Origin of the sequence: Hydrogenophaga palleronii NBRC 102513 (assembly GCF_001571225.1) — a bacterium.
Classification (GTDB): Bacteria; Pseudomonadota; Gammaproteobacteria; order Burkholderiales; family Burkholderiaceae_C; genus Hydrogenophaga; species Hydrogenophaga palleronii.
Genome location: NZ_BCTJ01000039.1, coordinates 17300 through 32882, shown reverse-complemented (window position 1 = coordinate 32882; position 15583 = coordinate 17300). Strand labels below are relative to the sequence as shown.

Sequence of the window (15583 nt, the reverse complement as noted above, 5' to 3'; positions counted from 1 at the left end):
GCGGCGGAAATGTTCTCACCCGTGATCTGGATGTTGGCCACGGCGTTCTCGAAACGGCTTTGCAGGGCACCGAGGTCGGCGCGCGAGCTGTTGACGGCGTTGATCGCGTTGTCGATCACCTTCAGCGCCAGTTGCGAGTCACCGAAGGAGTTGACGTTGATGTTTTCGACGAACGAGTCGGCGGCGGCCGCGGTGGCGGCGCCCGCGCCGGTGGTGCCGGCGGCAAAGTTGTTGAAGTCGGCGGCGGCCACGGCGCGGTCGGAGAACACTTCGTAGCCGGTCATCACGCCCGCGGTGTACACCGGGCGTGCGAACACGCCGGTGTCGCTGGACTTGGCGTTGATCGCATCCACCATCTGGCCGGCGCGTTGTGCCTGCGTGGTGGCTTCACCGATCGGGCCGAGGTTGACGGGATTGCCATTGGCGTCGTCGATGCCCAGCGGCGAGCCACCACCGGCGGGGATCGCAGCCAGCACGGCCGGTGCGGTGGGGGAGGCCGGCGCCGAGATGGCGGCCGTGGTGTGCACCGAAGTCCGGCCGAGCGCGGCCGAGTCGGAGTTCACGATGCTGTCGATGGAGATGCCTTCGCCGGCGTTGGCGCCGACCTGGAAAGTGGCGTTGGCGAACGAGCCGTCGAGCAGCTTGGTGCCGTTGAACGAGGTGGTCTTGGCGACGCGGTCGATTTCCTGGCGCAGCTGCTGCACTTCGGCGTTGAGCGCGGTGCGGTCGCTGCTGTTGTTGGAGGCGTTGGCCGACTGCACGGCCAGCTCGCGCATGCGCTGCAGCATGTCGCCCACCTTGCCCAGAGCGCCTTCGGCGGTCTGGGCGAGGGAGATGCCGTCGTTGGCGTTGCGCGCGGCCACGTTCAGGCCGCGCACCTGGGTGTTCATGCGCTCGGAGATGGCGAGGCCGGCGGCATCGTCTTTGGCGCTGTTGACGCGCAGGCCCGAAGACAGGCGCTGCATGGATGTGGCCAGCGAACTGGCCGAACTGCTCAGGTTGCGCTGAGCGTTCATCGACATCACGTTCGTGTTGATGGTGGTCATAACTAACTCCTGTAAATGGACTTGCAAAGTGAACCGGCCAGACGGGCCTTGTGCCCGTGTGCCGTGTCGACCCTTGCGGGCCTCCACCGTCGCTGCTCTCCGCCTCTGCTAGGCCGGACGCCGAACCCATTTAGAAGTTCGCTGAGTCAATTTCGGTGATGAGTGGAGATTCTTGAGGTTTGTCTGCACATCAACCCGCAAATAAACCGGATGGATCGGCGCCAGTTCCCGGCTTTACCTCGGCCGCCTCTGTGCGGCGGTGGCAGAGGCAGAACCGGAATGAGCGCCAAAGTTGTAGGAAGTTGGCTGACAAGGGGGTGCTGCCCACCTGACGCTCGGTACAGCCATTTCCCGATTCAAGTTTTTTTACCCCTCGACACAATTCAATACATCGAGTCAGCACATGTAAGCGCATCGCCCCAGCGGCGGTCTTAACGAAGAAGGAACACATCATGGACAGCGAACAACTCCTCGCAGAAATCCGCGAAGCCAACCTGACCTACCTCATGCTGGCGCAGAACCTGATCCGCAAGGACCGCGCCGAAGCCCTGTTCCGCCTCGGCCTGACCGAAGAAGCTGCCGACCTGCTCGGTATGCTGTCCACGGCCCAACTGCTCAAGATCGCCTCCAGCAACATGCTGCTGTGCCGCTTCCGCGTCGACGACGACCTGGTGTGGAACCTGCTGACCAGCCACAACGTGAAGAAGGTGGACAACAGCACCACCACCCAGCTGCACGCCAGCATCCTGATGGCCGGCCGTTTCGCCGAGTCCATGGCCACGGCGAACTGAAACGCGCGCTCCCTTCTCTCCTTTTCCTTTCTTCTCCGGAGTCCACCATGGCCACAGGCAAGAGCATCCTCAACGAGTCGCGTGACATCGAACGCGCCGTGGCCCTGATCCAGCTCGGCGCACGCCTGCAGGTGCTGGAGTACGAAACCAGCCTGTCCTACGAGCGCCTGCTGCGCCTGTACAAGGAAGTCGCCGGCAAGTCGCCGTCCAAGGGCCAGCTGCCCTTCTCGACCGACTGGTTCCTGACCTGGCAGCCCAACATCCATTCGTCGCTGTTCCTGAACATCCACGAGTACCTCTCCAAGACCAGCGAGCTGGAAGAGATCGACACGGTGATCAAGGCCTTCCGCCTCTACAACGAACAGATGCAGGCCAGCGCCATCGAGCCGCTGCTCTCCGTCACGCGCGCCTGGCGCCTGGTGAAGTTCGTCGACAACGGCATGCTCACGCTCACCAAGTGCTCCTGCTGCGGCGGCCACTTCGTCACCGAGCCCTACGAGAACCGCCACTTCGTCTGCGGCCTGTGCCAGCCGCCGGCACGCGCCGGCAAGGGCGCCGCCAGCGGTGGCCTGCGTTTGCACTGAGCCCCCCGCGCCGCTTGCGGCGCAACCCCCCAGGGGGCAACACCTGCGGCCCGGCGAAGCCGGTTCCGCGGTGTTCCGGATGGAAGCCCGGCAGCGCGACAAAGCTTGAAATGGACCCCGATGCGGGTCCATTTCGCGTTTATGGCCTGTGGCAATCGCCCCTAGAGTTGAACGAACCCAAAACGCATCCTCCAAGTCACGCGCTCAACGGTTTGAGGCGTCCTCTTTCAGGCACAACAACATGTTCGTCATCATCGGTTTCGTGGTTTCGATGCTTTGCATCTTCGGGGTGTTCATCCTCCACGGGGGAAACATCGGCGTGGTGCTCAAAGCCTTGCCCTTCGAGCTGACCACCATCCTGGGTGCCGCGCTGGGCGCGTTCATCATCAACAACCAGATGAAGGTGGTCAAAGCCTCGTTCAAAGGCCTGGCGAGCTGCTTCAAGGGCAGCCGCTACACCAAGGCGCGCTACATGGAGCTGCTGGCGCTGCTGTTCGACATCCTGCAGAAGGCGCGCAAGGAAGGCCTGATGGCGATCGAGAACGACGTGGAGAACCCGCACGAGTCGGCACTGTTCAAGAAGTACCCCACCGTCGCCGCCGACCACCACCTGGTCGAGTTCATCACCGACTACCTGCGCATGATGGTCTCGGGCAACCTGAACGCGCACGAGATCGAATCGTTGATGGACGCGGAGATCGAAACCCACCACCAGGAAGCGTACGCGCCGGTGGCCGCCATCGGCCGGCTGGCCGGCGGCCTGCCGGCCTTCGGCATCGTGGCCGCGGTGCTGGGTGTGGTGAACACCATGGGCTCGGTCGGCCAGCCGCCGGCGGTGCTCGGCGCCATGATCGGTTCGGCCCTGGTCGGTACCTTCCTCGGCATTCTGCTGGCCTACGGCGTGTTCGAGCCGCTCGGTGGCCTGATGGACCAGAAGATGGAAGAGGGCAGCAAGGAACTGCAGTGCGTCAAGACCACGCTGCTCTCCAGCATGCAGGGTTATGCGCCACTCACCGCCATCGAGTTCGGCCGCAAGGTGTTGTTCGCCGATGTGCGCCCCAGCTTCTCGGAACTCGAGAGCCACGTCAAAGGCAAAAAGTGACGCATCGCTTGCCATCCGTCTGCCGTCTGAAGCGTGATGCCTCGCGCGCGAAGCTGGCCCTTCAAGGGGTGCCGCGGAACCGGCTTTGCCGGGCCGCAGGCGCCGCCCCCTTGAGGGGGTCGCGCGCAGCGCGGCGGGGGGGAGTCTGATATGGCGGGGGATGGGAAAAAGCTGCAGCCGATCATCATCAAGCGCATCAAGAAGAGCAGCCATGCGGCGCACGGTGGTGCCTGGAAGATCGCCTACGCCGACTTCGTGACCGCGATGATGGCGTTCTTCCTGCTCATGTGGCTGCTGGGCTCCACCGCCAAGGGCGAGTTGCAGGGCATCGCGAGTTATTTCCAGTCGCCGGTGAAGGTCTCGCTCATGGGCGGGCCGGGCACCGGCAACAGCAGCAGCATCCTGCCCGGCGGCGGGCGCGACCTGAGCCAGTCCTTCGGCCAGATGGACAGCGGCGAGGCCGAACGCGCGGCCAAGCTGATCGGTGCCCAGATGGCACGCGCCGACCAGGCGCGCCGCGATGCCGCGCGCCTCGACGCGCTGCAGCAGAAGATCACCACCATGATCAAGAACAACCCCACGCTGTCGGAGTACGGCTCGCAGATCCAGCTGGAGAAGACCACAGACGGCCTGCACATCCAGATCGTGGACCAGCAGAACCGGCCGATGTTCGACACCGGCAGCGCGCTGGTGAAGCCTTACATGCGCGACATCCTGCGCGAGATCGGCGTGGCGCTGGGCGACGTGGAGAACCGCATCGCCCTGGCCGGCCACACCGACGCCACGCCCTATGGCAGCGGCGAGCGTGGGTACAGCAACTGGGAACTCTCGGCCGACCGCGCCAACGCCTCGCGCCGCGAACTGGTGGCCGGTGGCCTGCCGGACGACAAGCTGCGCCGCGTCGAAGGCCTGGCCTCCAGCCGCCTGCTGCGGCCGGAGCATCCGACCGATCCGATCAACCGCCGCATCAGCATCGTGGTGATGACGCAGGAGGCCGAGGAACGCATGCTGTCGTCCACCAGCCCCGTGCCCGCCATCCCCGCTGCGGCCCCGGCCGCGCCCGCCACTGCGCCGTCGCCGCACAACACCGCCACCGTGTCGCCGGCTCGGTCTGCGTCGCCGAGCCCATCGCCGGTGCGTGCGGTGGTGACGCCGGTCACGTCGGCCGCGCCCACGGCGCTTCAGATTTCCGCAGAAGTGACGAAATCTCCCTCATAGCGTGGTGGTTCACCGGCCGCGCGTTGTTCCTCTTGATCTTCTCCGCCCACGGAGGCTTCCATGTCCACCCCGATGAAATTCCTGATCGTTGACGACTTCTCCACCATGCGCCGCATCGTGCGCAACCTGCTCAAGGAGATCGGGCACGCCGACGCCGACGAGGCCGAAGACGGTGCGGTGGCGCTGGCCAAGCTGCGCAACGGCACCTTCAACTTCGTCGTCTCCGACATCAACATGCCGAACATGAACGGCTTCGAGTTGCTGGCCGAGATCAAGAAGGATGACAAGCTCAAGCACCTGCCGGTGCTGATGGTGACGGCCGAGGCGCGCAAGGAAGACATCGTGATGGCGGCGCAGAACGGTGCGGCGGGTTACATCGTCAAGCCCTTCACCAAGGCCACGCTGGAAGAGAAGCTCGCGAACATCTTCAAGAAGCTCGGCATCTGACGGAGCACCACCATGCAAGCCCCCGACGAAGACGCATCCCCGCCCAGTCCCGACATGTTCCGTCAGCTCGGCTCGATCACGCGCCAGCTGCACGAGGCACTCAAGGAGCTGGGCTACACCGACAAGCTCAAGGGCACGGTGGACCAGTTGCCCGACGCGCAGAGCCGCCTGTCCTATATCGCCCGCCTGACCGGTGAAGCGGCCGAGAAGGTGCTCAACCACGTGGACGAGGGCAAGGCCGAACAGGCGCAGATCGCCGAGCGTGGCCGCCAGCTGGCCGACACCATTTCGCGCGTGCCGGGCCTGTCGCATGCGATGCCCGAACTGCTGGAGTGGTCGAAAGACATCGTCAGTCTGAGCGAGAAGTCCGACGCCCGCCTGACCGACATCATGATGGCGCAGGATTTCCACGACCTCACGGGCCAGGTGATCGGGCGTGTGGTGCAGCTCGCCGGCACCATCGAAGAACAGTTGCTCGGCCTGCTGCTGCAGTCCGCGCCGTCGGGCCAGCCCGGGCAGGACCACGTGATCGCCGAGCCCGCCCTGGCCGGCCCGGTGGTCAACCCCGAAGGCCGCGCCGACGTGGTGAGCGACCAGAAGCAGGTGGACGACTTGCTGGCATCACTCGGGTTCTGACCCCTGCGGCGCTGCGCGCTTGCGCGGTGCATCTCAGAAAAGCGCGGTTTCACCGCGTCTTATCGCCCTTTAGTTTTTCCGTGTGGCTTCCAGAATCGGGTTCAACGATCGATTGAACCCGCCACATGGACTCATCTGCCCAGGACAAGAACCTACCCGCCACCGCGCAGCGCCTGAAAAAGGCGCGCGACGATGGCCAGGTGCCGCGTTCCAAAGACCTGTCCAACTTGGCGGTGCTGGGCGGTGGCGCGCTGGTGCTGATGTCGCTGGCTCCCCTGGGTTTCGCCAAGCTGCGCGCCGCGCTGCAAGGCCAGCTGCGCTTTGACCACCAGGCGCTGCTCAAACCCGAGTTGGCGCCCGAACGCCTGGTGCACGGCTTCACCCAGGGCCTCATGCTGTTCCTGCCGATGGGCGTGCTGATGCTGGTCATCGTGCTCGGCACGGCCTTCATCTCGGGCAGCTGGGCGCTGAGCACCAAGCCGCTGGTGCCCGACCTCGGCCGCCTCAACCCGCTCAAGGGCGTGGGCCGCCTGTTCTCCAAACAGCAGCTGGTCGACACCGGGCGCCTCACCGGCGTCACCGCGGTGGTGGGCCTGGTGGCCTGGCAGTTCATCTCGTCCCACGTCGAACAGTTCGGCACGCTGGTGATGCAGCCGCTCGAATCCGGCCTGGGCCAGCTCGGCAACTGGCTGATGCTGGGCGTGGGCCTGCTGCTGCTGGTGGTGGCGGTGTTCGCCATCATCGACTTCCCGATGCAGAGGTTCCTGCACAAGCACCGCATGCGCATGTCGCACCAGGAAGTGAAGCAGGAACACAAGGAGTCCGAAGGCGACCCGCACATGAAGGGCAAGCGCCGCGCGCGCCAGCGCGAGATGGCCCAGCGCAGCAGCATCACCGCCGTGCCCAAGGCCGATCTGGTGGTGATGAACCCGACCCACTATGCGGTTGCGATCCGCTACGACGACGCCAGCATGAACGCCCCGCGCGTGATCGCCAAGGGCGCCGACCTGCTGGCCATGAAGATCCGCGACGTTGCCAAGGCGCATCAGGTGCCGGTGCTGCAGTCCCCCATGCTGGCGCGCGCGCTCTACGCGCACGCCGAGATCGACGACGAAATCCCATCGGCGCTCTACACCGCCGTGGCCCAGGTGCTGGCCTACGTGTACCAGCTCAAGGCCGCGCTCAAGGGCCAGGGCGCCATGCCCGGTGAGATGCCGACACCGATGGTGCCGCCCGAACTCGATCCCCACTTCAAGAAACCATCCGCGCCGGAGGCGTCCACATGAACCTGCAGTCCTTGCAGCAATGGCTCAACCGCAACGCCAGCTGGGCCGGCGGCCTGGCCGCGCCGATGCTGGTGATCACCATCCTGTCGATGATGGTGCTGCCGCTGCCCACCTGGTTGCTCGACACCTTCTTCACCTTCAACATCGCGCTCGCCCTGGTGGTGATGATGGTGGCGGCCTACATGAAGCGGCCGCTGGACTTCTCGGTGTTCCCCACCGTGCTGCTGCTGACCACGTTGCTGCGCCTCTCGCTCAACGTGGCCACCACGCGCGTGGTGCTGCTCGAAGGCCACACCGGCCCGGGCGCGGCCGGCGCGGTGATCGAGGCCTTCGGCCACTTCCTGATCGGTGGCAACTTCGCGGTCGGTTTCATCGTGTTCGCCATCCTGGTGGTGATCAACTTCGTGGTGATCACCAAGGGTTCGGAGCGCATCGCCGAGGTGTCGGCCCGCTTCACCCTGGACGCCATGCCGGGCAAGCAGATGGCGATCGACGCCGACCTCAACGCCGGCCTGATCGACGAGAAGGAAGCCAAGCGCCGCCGCGCCGAGGTGGGCGAGGAGTCCAACTTCTTCGGCTCCATGGACGGTGCCTCCAAGTTCGTGCGCGGTGACGCGATTGCCGGCATCCTGATCCTGTTCATCACCATCATCGGCGGCTTCGTCATCGGCGTGCTGCAGCACGGCCTGTCGGCGGGCCAGGCAGCGGACAACTACATCCTGCTGGCGGTCGGTGACGCGCTGGCGGCGCAGATTCCCTCGCTGCTGATCTCGGTGGCCGCGGCCATGGTGGTCTCGCGCGTGGGCAAGGACGAAGACCTGGGCGGCCAGGTGCTGGAGCAGATGTTCCTCTCGCCCAAGGTGATGGGCATCGTGGCCGCGGTGCTGTTCATGCTGGGCGTGGTGCCGGGCATGCCGCACGTGTTCTTCCTCGGTTTCGCGGCGCTCGCCGGAGGCCTGGCGTACTGGCGGCTGCGCGAGCAGGCCAAGCCCGCGCCCGAGCCCGAAGCCCCGGCGGTGCAGGGCGACGGCGAAGCCACCTGGGACGACCTGCAACCGGTGGACCTGCTCGGCCTGGAGCTGGGTTACCGCCTGATCGCCATGGTCGACAAGACCCGCCAGGGCGACCTGCTCACGCGCATCAAGGGCGTGCGCAAGAAGTTCGCGCAGGAGGTGGGCTTCCTGCCGCCGGCGGTGCACGTGCGCGACAACCTGGAGCTGCGCCCCAGCGCCTACCGCATCACCTTGCGCGGCGTGGTGGTGGGCGAGGGCGAGGTGTTCCCGGGCATGTTCCTGGCCATTGATCCGGGTGGCATCGGCACGCCGCTGATCGGCACCCCCACCACCGACCCGGCGTTCGGCCTGCCCGCGCACTGGATCGACGAGAAGCAGCGCGAGAACGCGCAAATGGCGGGTTTTACCGTGGTTGATTCCGAGACTGTGCTGGCCACACATCTTTCACACTTGATGCAAGTCCAGGCCGCCAAGTTGCTGAGCCGGACGGAGACCCAGGACCTGGTTGAACACGTCACCCGCCTGGCCCCCAAACTGATCGAAGAAGTCGTGCCAAAAATGGTTTCGGTTGCCACCTTCCAGAAAGTTCTCCAGCTGCTGCTGGAAGAGTCTGTGCACGTGCGCGACATCCGCACCATCATCGAATCCCTGGCCGAGCACGCGCCCCACACCACCGACCCGGTCGAGCTGGCGCGCCGCGTGCGCATGGCGCTCTCGCCGGCCATCGTGCAGCAGATCTACGGCGCGGTGAAAGAGCTCGAAGTCATCGCCATCGAACCCGGCCTGGAGCGCCTGCTGATGCAGGCCCTCTCCGGCGCGTCCAACGGTGCGCTCGATCCCGGCGTGGCCGAGATGCTGAGCAAGTCCGCCACCGACATCGCCAACCGCCAGGAAGAGAAGGGCGTGCCCGCCTGCCTGCTGGTGCCCGACGCCATCCGCAACGCCATGTCCCGCCTGCTGCGCCGCGCCGCGCCACGTCTGCAGGTGCTGGCGCACAGCGAAATTCCTGAAACCCACCTGATCCGCATCGGCCCGATCCTTGGAGAACTTGCAGCATGAACATCCAACGCTTCACCGCCTCGACCTCCCGCGAAGCCATGGCCAAAGCCCGTCTGGCGTTTGGCGACAGCGCAGTCATCCTCTCCACGCGTTCCACCGGTGACGGTTTCGAAGTGATGGCCGCCGCCGAAGAAAGCCTGGCCTCGCTCGGTGAGCAGGCCGCGGCAGCGGCACCCGCTGCCGCCAGCGCAGCGCCTGCCAAGGCCAGCGCCTCGGTCGCCAGCGACACCGAAGCCCTGGCCATGAGCACGCTGTCGTTCCAGGACTATGTGCGCGAACGCATGCTGCGCAAACGCCGCGAAGCCCTGCACGGCACGCCGGCCGAAGCCGCCGCGCCTGCTGTCGAGCGCCGCTCGCCCGCGGCCCCGGCTGCCCATGCGGCTCCGCAGATCAGCACGCGCCCGGCCGAGCCGATCGAGGTGCCGGTGCAACGCTTCAACCAGGCCGAGACCCTGGCCACGCGCCGCCCGGCACCGATCCGCGTGCGCTCGGCCGAACCGGCCTGGGAAGACTCGCAGCCCGCCACCCGTTTCCCCAGCAACGACGACAGCCGCATGGCGGTGGAACTGTCGGCGCTGAAGGACATGATCGAAGAGCGCTTCAACACGCTGGCCTGGCTCGGTTCGTCCAAGCAGAACCCGATCCAGTCCAACCTGATGCTCAAGCTGATCCGCGCCGGTTATTCGCCCGCGATGTCGCGCGCCGTGCTCGAGCGTGTGCCCACCGATGCCGGTGCCGCCGAAGCGATGCGCTGGCTGATGGACGTGCTGACGCGCAACCTCAAGGTGTCGGCCGCGGGCGCCAGCCTGTGCGACGAAGGTGGTGTGGTCTCGCTGATCGGCGCCACCGGCGTCGGCAAGACCACCACCGCCGCCAAGCTGGCCGCGCAGTGCGTCAAACAATACGGCGCCGGCAGCGTCGGCCTGATCACGCTCGACACCTACCGTGTCTCCGGCTTCGAGCAGCTGCGCGCCTTCGGCCGCATGCTCGGCGTGGTGGCCCACCTGGCACACGACCGCGCCGCGCTCAAGGACCTGCTCAACCTGCTGTCCAACAAGCGCATGGTGATCATCGACACCGCTGGCCTGGGCCAGCGCGACCAGCGCATCCAGGACATGCTGGACGTGCTCGACATTCCCAAGGTCAAGAAGACCCTGGTGCTCAACGCCGGCTCGCAGGGCGACACGCTCGACGAGGTGCTGACCTCGTTCAAGGCCAGCGCGCTGCATGGCGTGGTGCTGTCCAAGGTGGACGAAGCCGTCAAGCTCGGCCCGGCGCTGGACGCGCTGATCCGCCACCAGGTGGTGCTGCGCGGTGTGGCCAACGGCCAGCGCGTGCCGGAAGACTGGCAGGGCCCGGACGCCGCGGCGCTGGTGCGCCAGTCCATGGGCACGCAGGGAAAATCGTCTTTCGACCCGCAGCCGACCGACATGGGTTATTTCTTTGCACAGGCATCCGGCCGCGGCCTGGACCTGGGAGCCTCGCATGTTTGAACCCGGCTTCGACCAGGCAGCCGGCCTGCGCGCCGAGCCGCCCACGCGCGGCCCGGTGCTGATGCCGGTGGCCAGTCCGGCCCAGCCGGCGCGTGCCTACGAGATGCTGTGCACGCTGGCGGCGGGCCTCACGGCGCAGGGCCGCGCGGTCGTCATCGTCGACGGCACCACGCACGAGAGCACCGGCCGCGAGCGCCACGACGGCGCCCACCTGGGCCTGATGCGCGTGCTGCAAGACCTCTCCATCGCCCATCTGGAGCGCCCGCAAGACGGCAGCGACTGGCTGGTGATGCCCGGCGCCGCCGGCCTGCAGGCGCTGCAGGAAACCGCCCAGGCCGCCGGTGCGGCGGTGGCGCTCTCGCGAATGCTCGCCCCTTTCTCCACCGGCGTGATCGTGTTGTTGTTTGCGCCGGCTTTTTCTCTCGCTGGATTGCTGCATGGCACGAATGCCCGCGCGCTGGTGCCGGTGATCGAGCAACCGCAGTCCAGCATCGACGCCTACGGCGCCGTCAAGCTGCTGCACAACGCCGGCCTGGTGCCGGTGCTGGCACCGCTGCCCGGCGCCGCCCCCGCGGCACTGCAGACCGTGGTGCAGACGGTGGCCGACACCGCACAACGTCACCTGGGTGTTGCGCCGGAGGCCTGGCCGGTCGCCACCTGGGCCCTGCGTGTGCCGGAGAGCGCACTGGCGCGCCCCCGCCCGACACACGCCAGTGGTTACCACGGCCTGGTGCCCGGTGCCTTGCGCACCGAACGCGCCGCAGCCGTGCTCGCCCCTTCTCTCTGGAGCTGAAGATGTACACCGCCAAAGGCACTCTCAACCGGGACGATCAACTGCGCAAATACAGCCCGCTGGTGCGTCGCCTGGCCCACCACATGATCGCCAAGCTGCCCCCCAGCGTGGAGGTCGACGACCTGATCCAGGTCGGCATGATCGGCCTGACCGAAGCCATCGCGCGCTTCGAGCCGACGCAGGGCGTGCAGTTCGAGACCTTCGCCAGCCAGCGCATCCGCGGCGCCATGATCGACGAGCTGCGCGAGGGCGACTGGATGTCGCGCGGTTCGCGCAAGAGCCAGAAAGACATCGAACAGGCCGTCAACCGCCTGCAGCAGAAGCTGCACCGCGTGCCGAAGGAAAGCGAGATCGCCGAAGAGATGGGCATGAGCCTGCCCGACTACCAGCACCTGCTGGCCAAGGTGCGCGGCACGCAGCTGGTGTACCTGGAAGACATCAGCGGTGGTGGTGACGACGAAGACAGTTTCCTGGACCGCCACATGGGCGACCACGAAGCCGACCCGTCGGCCGTGCTGCAGGACCACCGCATGCGCACCGCGCTGGTGGCCGCCATCAAGGTGCTGCCTGACCGTGAGCAGAAGATCATGTCCATGTACTACGAGCACGACATGAACCTGAAGGAAATCGCCGCCGTGCTCGGCGTGACCGAGTCGCGCATCTGCCAGCTGCACAGCCAGTCGATCGCGCGTCTGCGCGCCAAATTGCGCGAGCACTGAGCGACGCAGCGGCGCATGTCGCCCCGAAAAAAGGCCACCACCCGGTGGCCTTTTTTGTTTTCGTGCACCGGCTTCAGCGCAGGCCGTGTGTGGTGCGAATGTCGCAGGCAGGGCGGGTGTCGCACAAAGGCTGCAGATCGACCGTGACAAATTCACGTCAGCGCGCACGTTTGTGCTGTTTTGGCGGGGATCACGATGCACGCCACCTACACTGAACTCTTAACATTTACTTAAGGGGTCTAATGAAAAAGTTGCTCAAGCTTGTTGTTTCCGCCGTCATGACGGTGTCCGCTGCCGGTGCCATGGCGCAGTCTCAACCTGCGATGTATGCCGAAGTCGGCTACAGCTCGCTGAAAGTTAAGTTGGACGAAGCCCCCTTCTCGCTGAAGGCCAAGCCCAGCGCGCTGACCGGCGTCTTCGGCTACAAGTTCCACCCCAACATGGCTGTGGAAGGCTTCCTGGGCATGGGCGCAGGCTCCGGTGAAGTGAAGGTGAACGGCCTGCAGTCGGGTGTTGACCTGAAGGTGAGCAATTCGGTGGGCGTGTTCTTCCGCCCCAGCCTGTCGCTGGGCGACAGCGCCGAGCTGTTTGCGCGTGTGGGTTATCTGCACAGCAAGCTCAAGCTCTCGGGTGCTGGTGTCAATGAAAGCGATTCCGATGGCAGCGTGGCCTACGGCCTGGGCGGCAACATCTTCTTGACCAAGCAGTCCTACCTGCAGCTGAACTGGACCCACTTCTACAAGAAGGACGGTGTCAAGATCGAGGGCTTCGGCGTCGGTTACGGCTTCCGTTTCTGATCGCGCTGTCACGCACGAAAAAGCCACCCTCGGGTGGCTTTTTTACTTGTGGAGGGGGCGCCCTGCTCACTGGGCCAGCTTGGCTTCCTTCATCACCTGCTCCATGGCGGCTTGCAGCTTGGGCAGGAAGGCCTGCAGCTGCGTCTGCGACGCTTCCATTGAGCGCTGCATCACGATCGGCATCTTGGTCACGAAGCTCTGGCCGATGGGGCTCTGGTAGAAGGCGATCAGGCCGTCGATCTCGGCCTGGTCGAAGGTGTCGCGGTAGATCTGCACCATTGAAGGCTCCAGCTTGGCCCAGGTGACTTCTTCGCGCAGCACATTGGCCAGGCGCGCCGGCGCCAGTTCGATCACGCGGGCCTGTTCGGCCGTCAGTGTTTTGCCGGCCGTGGCCTGTTGCATGGCCTGGCGAATCGTCTGCTCCATGTTGCCGTACATGGTCTCCACCATCTTGTTGGCCTGGGTGACGGTGAGCAGGGTTGCAATGGACGCGTCCGAGGGCGGTGCGGCGTGGGCGGCGCTGGTGAAGGCGAGCGCGCCGGCCAGCAGGGCCGCCGCAAGGGTTTTCGGGAAGTGCATGACGGAGGCCTCCTTGGTAAGGTCTGACGGTTTCAGGGCGCCGGCTGGGCGGCCGGTGAATTGAAACACAGCGATGACGGCACCAACCCACGGAAAGGACGCACCATGTCGGGCGGCGATTGGAAGGAACTGTTTCAGGCGGCCTGCGACGGCCACATCGAGCTGCTGCGGTACCACGTGCGCAACGGCGTTGACGTGAACTACGCCCACCCGGAATACCTGTCCACCCCGCTGGTGGGCTGCATCCTGGCGCAGCAGGCCGAGGCGGCCATGCTGCTGCTCGACCATGGGGCCGATCCGCTGCTGTTGTCCGAATTCGATGCCCTCACACCGGTGCAGGCGGCGCGCCAGGCCGGGCTGCCGGAGGTGGAGGCGCGCCTGCGCGCCATGGGCGCGCCCGACCCGGCGCTGAACCGCCGCGGACGCAACGGCGGCTGGCTCGCGCTGTGGTGGGGACGGCGGCCCTGGTGGGCTGGCTGAGCGCCCGGTCTTTGGCGCTGGCCTACCATCGAGGGCTCTCCAATCCCATCGAGGTTTTTTCATGGTTTCCCTGCACGACTGGCTGCTGTTTGCCGGCGCGGCGCTGCTGATTTCGCTCACGCCCGGCCCGAACATGATCTATCTGATCTCGCGCTCGATCTGCCAGGGCCGCCGCGCCGGCGTGATCTCGCTGCTGGGGGTGATCGCCGGTTTTCTGGTCCACATGTTCACCGCGGCGCTCGGCCTCACGGCCCTGTTCATGGCGGTGCCACTGGCCTACGAGCTGCTGAAGTGGGCCGGTGCGCTGTACCTGCTGTACCTGGCCTGGCAGGCGGTGAGGCCGGGCGCGCGTTCGCCGTTCGAGGCCCGTGATCTGCCGCAGGACTCGCCGCGCAAGCTGTTCGTGATGGGTTTCCTCACCAACCTGCTCAACCCGAAGATCGCGGTGTTCTACCTGGCGATCTTTCCGCAGTTCGTGTCGCCCGAGCATGGCTCGGTGTTTGTGCAAAGCCTGCTGCTGGGCCTGACGCAGATCGTGCTGAGCTTCAGCGTCAACCTCGGCATCGCCCTGAGCGCCGCGCAGCTGGCAGCGTGGTTCCTGCACCGCCCGCGCTGGCTGGTGCTGCAGCGTTATGTGATGGGCGGGGTGCTGGCCGCGATGGCCGTGCGCCTGATGGCCGAACAACGCCGCGCGGCCTGAACGGAGCACACGGCATGTTGAAAGTGATTGCGCAGGACTTCATCCGTCCCGAATGTGTGGCGCTGGTGGAGCCGCTGTACCGCGAGCTGGTGGAGAAGACCCGGCAGGAGCCGCTGTGCCTGGGCTACGAGCTGTGCGTGGACCAGAAAGACCCGGGGCACTTCGTCTTCATCGAGCTGTGGCCGGACCGGGCCGCGCTGGACGCCCATTGCCGCACCGAACACTTCCAGCGCCTGGTGCCGCAGATCGACCATCACCAGCGCCAGCCGGGCACCTTCTTGCTGATGGACGTGTTCGCCTGAGGCCGGGGCGCAGCCCTGGCGGCGCGCGGTGTTCAGCCAGCGAACGAGCGGGGCAGGGTGGTGGCGTGTCAGCCTTGCTGGCAGAGCGCGCCGGGCTGTTCCCAGCCGGCGCCGTTGCGCGGCCACTCGACCAGCACGCCTTCGTGGGTCTGGGCGACGACGCGGCCGTCAACGCGGTCCAGGCTGCCTTTGTGCAGGCGGTTGACGCGCGTGCCGGCGGCAAATTGCGGCGTCTGGAAATAGGATTTGAGCAGGTCGATCATGATTTGGGTCTCGGTATCGGAGGGGGTTTCGGTGCTGGTATCAGTGCGCGCCATGGTGGCGAAGGCCGCGCTGGCCGCGGTCCCACTGGCGCTGCATGTCTTCCAGCTGGTGGAGGTTCTGGGCGGTGCTGAGGTAGGCCTCGAGCGCGTCGGGCGCGTCGGTGGGGCCGACGCGGCGCAGAAAGTGGTGGCTGGCCCGGGTCAGGCGGGCCCAGAGGGAGGGGGTTCGCGTGTTCATGGTCTTGATATAAGGGTTAACCCGTATTTTAAAGACG

19 protein-coding genes are annotated in these 15583 nt (G+C 66.1%); 15 read left to right on the top strand and 4 right to left on the bottom strand.

The window, feature by feature from the left end:
• The coding region (locus HPA01S_RS19385; protein ID WP_066272585.1) for a flagellin N-terminal helical domain-containing protein at positions 1-1046 on the bottom strand (1046 nt) is incomplete at its 3' end.
• 452 nt (positions 1047-1498) lie between these two features.
• On the opposite strand from HPA01S_RS19385, the gene flhD reads away from it, so the two are divergent.
• The 12 genes from flhD to HPA01S_RS19325 all read left to right on the top strand — a co-directional run bounded on the left by flhD (position 1499) and on the right by HPA01S_RS19325 (position 12984).
• Positions 1499-1837, top strand: coding sequence for a flagellar transcriptional regulator FlhD (gene flhD / locus HPA01S_RS19380; protein ID WP_066272578.1), 339 nt, complete (start codon positions 1499-1501; stop codon positions 1835-1837).
• Between the two features lie 47 nt (positions 1838-1884).
• Positions 1885-2421 carry a flagellar transcriptional regulator FlhC gene (gene flhC, locus HPA01S_RS19375; protein WP_066272575.1) on the top strand — a complete coding sequence of 179 codons (537 nt, stop codon included), beginning with the start codon at positions 1885-1887 and terminating at the stop codon, positions 2419-2421.
• 241 nt (positions 2422-2662) lie between these two features.
• Positions 2663-3523: a flagellar motor stator protein MotA gene (gene motA / locus HPA01S_RS19370; RefSeq protein ID WP_066272573.1), complete on the top strand. Its 861-nt coding sequence runs from the start codon at positions 2663-2665 to the stop codon at positions 3521-3523.
• 150 nt (positions 3524-3673) lie between these two features.
• Positions 3674-4741: a flagellar motor protein MotB gene (gene motB / locus HPA01S_RS19365; RefSeq protein ID WP_066272569.1), complete on the top strand. Its 1068-nt coding sequence runs from the start codon at positions 3674-3676 to the stop codon at positions 4739-4741.
• 60 nt (positions 4742-4801) lie between these two features.
• Positions 4802-5188 carry a chemotaxis response regulator CheY gene (cheY, locus tag HPA01S_RS19360; RefSeq protein WP_066272567.1) on the top strand — a complete coding sequence of 129 codons (387 nt, stop codon included), beginning with the start codon at positions 4802-4804 and terminating at the stop codon, positions 5186-5188.
• A 12-nt stretch (positions 5189-5200) separates the two neighbouring features.
• Complete coding sequence (locus HPA01S_RS19355) at positions 5201-5824, top strand: protein phosphatase CheZ (protein ID WP_066272563.1); 624 nt, start codon at positions 5201-5203, stop codon at positions 5822-5824.
• A gap of 125 nt (positions 5825-5949) precedes the next feature.
• On the top strand, positions 5950-7110 hold the full coding sequence (locus HPA01S_RS19350; protein ID WP_066272560.1) for an EscU/YscU/HrcU family type III secretion system export apparatus switch protein: 1161 nt from the start codon (positions 5950-5952) through the stop codon (positions 7108-7110).
• Entirely contained in the window at positions 7107-9182 is a 2076-nt protein-coding gene (gene flhA / locus HPA01S_RS19345) for a flagellar biosynthesis protein FlhA (RefSeq protein ID WP_066272558.1), read from the top strand. Before HPA01S_RS19350 ends, flhA begins: the two co-directional genes overlap by 4 nt.
• Positions 9179-10675: a flagellar biosynthesis GTPase FlhF gene (gene flhF / locus HPA01S_RS19340; RefSeq protein WP_066272557.1), complete on the top strand. Its 1497-nt coding sequence runs from the start codon at positions 9179-9181 to the stop codon at positions 10673-10675. The genes flhA and flhF overlap by 4 nt, the downstream gene beginning before the upstream one ends.
• Positions 10668-11468, top strand: a complete 801-nt coding sequence (locus tag HPA01S_RS19335) for a hypothetical protein (RefSeq protein ID WP_066272555.1) — start codon at positions 10668-10670, stop codon at positions 11466-11468. Before flhF ends, HPA01S_RS19335 begins: the two co-directional genes overlap by 8 nt.
• Before the next feature lie 2 nt (positions 11469-11470).
• Complete coding sequence (locus tag HPA01S_RS19330; protein ID WP_066272551.1) at positions 11471-12187, top strand: RNA polymerase sigma factor FliA; 717 nt, start codon at positions 11471-11473, stop codon at positions 12185-12187.
• A gap of 242 nt (positions 12188-12429) precedes the next feature.
• Positions 12430-12984, top strand: a complete 555-nt coding sequence (locus HPA01S_RS19325) for a porin family protein (RefSeq protein WP_084360833.1) — start codon at positions 12430-12432, stop codon at positions 12982-12984.
• A gap of 66 nt (positions 12985-13050) precedes the next feature.
• Here HPA01S_RS19325 and HPA01S_RS19320 read toward each other — a convergent pair whose 3' ends face one another.
• Complete coding sequence (locus tag HPA01S_RS19320; RefSeq protein WP_066272547.1) at positions 13051-13563, bottom strand: DUF2059 domain-containing protein; 513 nt, start codon at positions 13561-13563, stop codon at positions 13051-13053.
• 105 nt (positions 13564-13668) lie between these two features.
• On the opposite strand from HPA01S_RS19320, the gene HPA01S_RS19315 reads away from it, so the two are divergent.
• The 3 genes from HPA01S_RS19315 (at position 13669) to HPA01S_RS19305 (ending at position 15045) form a co-directional block, all read left to right on the top strand.
• On the top strand, positions 13669-14043 hold the full coding sequence (locus tag HPA01S_RS19315) for an ankyrin repeat domain-containing protein (RefSeq protein ID WP_174525307.1): 375 nt from the start codon (positions 13669-13671) through the stop codon (positions 14041-14043).
• A gap of 61 nt (positions 14044-14104) precedes the next feature.
• Positions 14105-14743, top strand: coding sequence for a LysE family translocator (locus HPA01S_RS19310; RefSeq protein WP_066272544.1), 639 nt, complete (start codon positions 14105-14107; stop codon positions 14741-14743).
• 14 nt (positions 14744-14757) lie between these two features.
• Positions 14758-15045, top strand: a complete 288-nt coding sequence (locus HPA01S_RS19305; RefSeq protein ID WP_066272541.1) for a putative quinol monooxygenase — start codon at positions 14758-14760, stop codon at positions 15043-15045.
• Positions 15046-15113: 68 nt separating this feature from the next.
• Here HPA01S_RS19305 and HPA01S_RS19300 read toward each other — a convergent pair whose 3' ends face one another.
• Both HPA01S_RS19300 and HPA01S_RS19295 read right to left on the bottom strand, forming a co-directional pair.
• The gene (locus HPA01S_RS19300; protein WP_157085100.1) at positions 15114-15308 is read right to left on the bottom strand and encodes a hypothetical protein; all 195 of its coding nucleotides are present in this window, start codon (positions 15306-15308) and stop codon (positions 15114-15116) included.
• Positions 15309-15348: 40 nt separating this feature from the next.
• A complete protein-coding gene (locus tag HPA01S_RS19295) occupies positions 15349-15546 on the bottom strand; it encodes a hypothetical protein (RefSeq protein WP_066272537.1) in 198 nt (65 codons plus the stop codon).
• Between the last annotated feature and the right edge of the window lie 37 nt (positions 15547-15583).

Bases quoted from the DNA above. Each gene is read 5' to 3' on its own strand.
- flhF (WP_066272557.1), top strand. From the start codon at position 9,179: ATGAACATCCAACGCTTCACCGCCTCGACCTCCCGCGAAGCCATGGCC.
- HPA01S_RS19310 (WP_066272544.1), top strand. From the start codon at position 14,105: ATGGTTTCCCTGCACGACTGGCTGCTGTTTGCCGGCGCGGCGCTGCTG.
- HPA01S_RS19350 (WP_066272560.1), top strand. From the start codon at position 5,950: ATGGACTCATCTGCCCAGGACAAGAACCTACCCGCCACCGCGCAGCGC.
- HPA01S_RS19305 (WP_066272541.1), top strand. From the start codon at position 14,758: ATGTTGAAAGTGATTGCGCAGGACTTCATCCGTCCCGAATGTGTGGCG.
- flhA (WP_066272558.1), top strand. From the start codon at position 7,107: ATGAACCTGCAGTCCTTGCAGCAATGGCTCAACCGCAACGCCAGCTGG.
- HPA01S_RS19295 (WP_066272537.1), bottom strand. From the start codon at position 15,546: ATGAACACGCGAACCCCCTCCCTCTGGGCCCGCCTGACCCGGGCCAGC.
- flhC (WP_066272575.1), top strand. From the start codon at position 1,885: ATGGCCACAGGCAAGAGCATCCTCAACGAGTCGCGTGACATCGAACGC.
- HPA01S_RS19300 (WP_157085100.1), bottom strand. From the start codon at position 15,308: ATGATCGACCTGCTCAAATCCTATTTCCAGACGCCGCAATTTGCCGCC.
- motA (WP_066272573.1), top strand. From the start codon at position 2,663: ATGTTCGTCATCATCGGTTTCGTGGTTTCGATGCTTTGCATCTTCGGG.
- HPA01S_RS19325 (WP_084360833.1), top strand. From the start codon at position 12,430: ATGAAAAAGTTGCTCAAGCTTGTTGTTTCCGCCGTCATGACGGTGTCC.
- HPA01S_RS19355 (WP_066272563.1), top strand. From the start codon at position 5,201: ATGCAAGCCCCCGACGAAGACGCATCCCCGCCCAGTCCCGACATGTTC.
- HPA01S_RS19335 (WP_066272555.1), top strand. From the start codon at position 10,668: ATGTTTGAACCCGGCTTCGACCAGGCAGCCGGCCTGCGCGCCGAGCCG.
- HPA01S_RS19330 (WP_066272551.1), top strand. From the start codon at position 11,471: ATGTACACCGCCAAAGGCACTCTCAACCGGGACGATCAACTGCGCAAA.
- flhD (WP_066272578.1), top strand. From the start codon at position 1,499: ATGGACAGCGAACAACTCCTCGCAGAAATCCGCGAAGCCAACCTGACC.
- HPA01S_RS19315 (WP_174525307.1), top strand. From the start codon at position 13,669: ATGTCGGGCGGCGATTGGAAGGAACTGTTTCAGGCGGCCTGCGACGGC.
- cheY (WP_066272567.1), top strand. From the start codon at position 4,802: ATGTCCACCCCGATGAAATTCCTGATCGTTGACGACTTCTCCACCATG.
- HPA01S_RS19320 (WP_066272547.1), bottom strand. From the start codon at position 13,563: ATGCACTTCCCGAAAACCCTTGCGGCGGCCCTGCTGGCCGGCGCGCTC.
- motB (WP_066272569.1), top strand. From the start codon at position 3,674: ATGGCGGGGGATGGGAAAAAGCTGCAGCCGATCATCATCAAGCGCATC.